Origin of the sequence: Ramlibacter albus (assembly GCF_014297445.1) — a bacterium.
In the GTDB taxonomy this organism is placed as follows: Bacteria; Pseudomonadota; Gammaproteobacteria; order Burkholderiales; family Burkholderiaceae_C; genus Ramlibacter; species Ramlibacter albus.
The window spans coordinates 1-3,263 of record NZ_JACORU010000025.1 but is presented as its reverse complement, the minus strand read 5'-3'; the positions used below and the strand labels follow the sequence as shown (position 1 = coordinate 3,263).

The window sequence follows — 3,263 nt, the reverse complement described above, 5'->3', positions numbered from 1 at the left end:
AAAAGGGGCCGTGAGGCCCCTCAAATCGACAGGAAAACCGATGAAACCCGCTCGCGCGAACCTCAGATCCAGCCTCGCGAAACGCGTGCGTCGAAAATCGGCCGCTAAATCAGCGTAGCCCTAACTCCATAGATGGACACCATCCTTGCCGCTTACGGGGCTGCGCTCAAGGGTGGGTTGGCCGGACGCTTACATTGATTCATAGTTTCCTTCCAGTCCTTCGAGGCGCGGCCCCAGTCGGCGGTGATGCTCCTCAGCGCCAGCGAGATCAGCTTCGTTGCCGCGTCGTCGCTAGGGAAGTGCCCGCGGCTCTTGATGATCTGGCTCAGCTTCTCGCACGAACGAACCGCCTTCCAGCGTAGGGGCTAACCTGGCTCGCACCAAACTAGTCCATCTCGAAACTGGCACCGGACGCGAGCTAACCGGTTGCAGTCGTGCCGGTTCTAGCAAAAGACTGCCGTAGCCCGATGAATGTCTGACTCGGACGCACATCTTTCGGCCGGATGTTCGTGTCTGAGCTCACTCGCCAGACAGCCACTTCAGGATGAGCAGACGCCGCGATGACTGAGCAAAGAACAAACAATTTTGGGCCCCCAGGAAACAAGACAACGTTATGTGAATTGCTAAGCCCCCTTATCAGTGAATCCAACGTTGCTACGGCCTTTCGGGGGTCGTCCACGAGATATCTAATGATTTCGCGGTCCTGGAGGTCCTCGAGGAGCGTCTGGTTCGCAGCAACAACTTCGGGTTCGTACTCCGAAATTGGGGACACCGGGAACATCGCAACAACACGGGACGCCTGCAAATACTCTGTGACTCCCACGACTTTGCCAAGCTCATAGCCAAGACCTGCGATCAATGCCAGAGGTAAGCCTGGATCCAGAAAGCGTCCAGCGTACCGGCGGTGAACGGGTCCCGCCACCTCATTCCTACCCAAAGTCGGCCTTGGGCGCTCGAAAGCAGCGATGTTGTACCAGTAGTCAATGGACAGTTCGCGCTCACCCGAAAGGCGCTCAAACAGATCAACCAAACTCGCGATCCGAAAACGATCAAAGCACGAGATGTCGACCGCCACCCGCAACGGGCACTCTAACGGGGTGCCAGCAAGCACTGCAAAGACCTTCTCACGCAAGGTGGCTTCAAACTCAAGTCTAGATACCCCGTGCAGTACTTCAAACCCTGCTTGCTTAAACCATACCGAGTTCGCGTCGTACGCTAGCACCTGATTGTGATTGAACCCTAGCCCAATCCGAATCGAACTGCGATCGGCGATTCGCTCGGCCACAGCTCGCGCTCGAGATTCGTACCCGACCGCGCAAAGGAAGAGATGGTAGTCGCATTCGCCTAGATCTGCAGCGGTGAGATTCGTAAGCATTTCTAGTCAATAAACAAAGTCGGCTGCATTTGAACTGGCACTTGTTCAACAAGCCATCGCGGACGTCGGCGAACCTGTGATCTGTCTCGAACGAGCGAGGACAACATCCTGGATTTACCCGATCTCAAGGGAAGCATTTCGAGCGGTGCGAGCAGGTATGTGATCCGAAACTTCTGGCCGACTAGCTCATGTGAAAGTTTGAACTCCCTGTTCTGATCACCCTGTGGGATAAACGCGCCGGAGTAAAGGCCATCGTAGATAGCCTGAATGACCTCACTTCTTAAACCCGCATCAACCTCGAAGGACAACACTGGATCAAGAGTGAACTCCTCTAGTAAGACCGAGTTTCGAAAAGCTGCGCTCAACTTGTCGACCAGCCCTTTCAGTCCACCCTCTTCAGACGATGAATCTTTTGATGTACTCGGTATCGTCGAGATGTAGGCAAGAAACTTTCCGGCCGCCGATGTGAGGGCTGCGTACTGAGTCTCCCGCGACAGCTCTCGCCCTCGAGACAGTGCTTTGTCGGTTTATCAGTAGACTTTTCGCGATGCCCATGAACCATCTCGGATTGGCCTCAGATATCAAGCACAGCGCCTCCCATCCACTGTACAAAGCAGCGGGCCGAGCTTTGTCTTTTCGCAGTTTCGGAGCTTGAGCAGCAATTCGAGACGGTTTCAGCATGAAGTCCCTGAAGCCGACGATGGGACCGATCTTGCGCAATACGGCATCTCGCTGCTGCGCAGACACCTTCTCTAGGTTGTCTGGATCGATCCTGTAGTGATTCATGAAGCTCACATAACTCGGATCTTTAAGTGCCAGACTAGAAGACGCTATTTGCCATCGCCCTCGACGTGAGTATGGACTGGGCGCGTCTGGGTCGTGAAAGGCAGATCGCCTGAACACGGCCCAAGGAGCAATGTGTTCCGCAGGCGTTCCCTTAGTTAGATGGGACCAGAGACTCTCACAAAAAACCGAACCCTCTTTAGGATCTGCATAAAGCGTAATCTCCTCAAAATCGTTGCCAGGAGATGGTCCTGTCACTTCTTTGAAAAGCTCAGCCGCCTTCGTTGATGGGCTCATCGCCAACTTAAAAACCAAGCTCTGATCCGAAGATCGGAGGCTGCGAAACAGCATTTCCTGGATTTCTATCGGAGCGATTTCAAGCTCATCAAATAGCAGACACCAAGTGCCTTCGAAACGCGCAGTGCACATGTCGAAGGCAGATGTGGCTTGAAGAACTGCTGGAGTTGTTTGGAGTTGGCACTCTTCAAGAAGCGAACGAAGAGAGTGAGGACGATCCACGCTGTCATACAAAGCAGCAGTTCGGTCGACAAGGGCCTGTCTGATGCCGAGCAACGAGTGAATTCGAGGCGTCAACTTCCAACTGTGTGCGATGCTTTTGCAGAGTTCAACCTCAATGGGCTTCTCAAGCTGCACGCGAGCGTAGCCGCGATCCTTCAGCGGACGATCGTGCGTGAGCTGTAGAAAACAGCTGGCTACAGCACGCTGAACGTGAGTCGTGAACATCGCCCGACGGAAATGGGAAGACATTTCGGCTGGAAGGTCATGGCCGATGGTGTCTACCTGCTGCCTCCACGCTTCATCGGCGGGCACGAAAATACCCCTAAACTGAACGCCGGCTCGGATCTCGTCAGCGAGTTCGTGGTCCCAGGCATTTAGGGCTTTTGGCTGAAGCATTTTCAGCATGTGAGTTTTCCCGCTACCTCTAGGCCCAACTAGAAGTGAATGCTGGTTAGCGAGCAGAGCTAGGGCAACGCTGAAAAAGGTCCACCACGAGCACGGCTGATGCGTTGATCGGAGCATGAAGCAACAGACCCTCGCCATGGCCGCCGACAAGGGCTTCGAGCAGTTCCGCCGCCCGACCAAG

The 3,263-nt window shown here is 54.6% G+C and carries 3 protein-coding genes and 1 pseudogene; all 4 read right to left on the bottom strand.

Features of this window, described 5'->3' with window-relative positions:
- Positions 1-152: 152 nt before the first annotated feature.
- Positions 153-332, bottom strand: a pseudogene (locus H8R02_RS29905) (hypothetical protein); the annotation flags it as partial.
- Positions 333-418: 86 nt separating this feature from the next.
- Positions 419-1,375, bottom strand: a complete 957-nt coding sequence (locus tag H8R02_RS29900; protein ID WP_187085665.1) for a hypothetical protein — start codon at positions 1,373-1,375, stop codon at positions 419-421.
- Positions 1,376-1,377: 2 nt separating this feature from the next.
- Positions 1,378-1,872, bottom strand: a complete 495-nt coding sequence (locus H8R02_RS30955) for an ORC-CDC6 family AAA ATPase (protein WP_435531310.1) — start codon at positions 1,870-1,872, stop codon at positions 1,378-1,380.
- Positions 1,772-3,199 (bottom strand): ORC-CDC6 family AAA ATPase, encoded by a 1,428-nt coding sequence (locus H8R02_RS29895; RefSeq protein ID WP_435531309.1) that lies wholly within the window; start codon positions 3,197-3,199, stop codon positions 1,772-1,774. The genes H8R02_RS30955 and H8R02_RS29895 overlap by 101 nt, the downstream gene beginning before the upstream one ends.
- Positions 3,200-3,263: the final 64 nt, after the last annotated feature.

Bases quoted from the DNA above. Each gene is read 5' to 3' on its own strand.
- H8R02_RS29900 (WP_187085665.1), bottom strand. From the start codon at position 1,375: ATGCTTACGAATCTCACCGCTGCAGATCTAGGCGAATGCGACTACCAT.
- H8R02_RS29895 (WP_435531309.1), bottom strand. From the start codon at position 3,199: ATGCTCCGATCAACGCATCAGCCGTGCTCGTGGTGGACCTTTTTCAGC.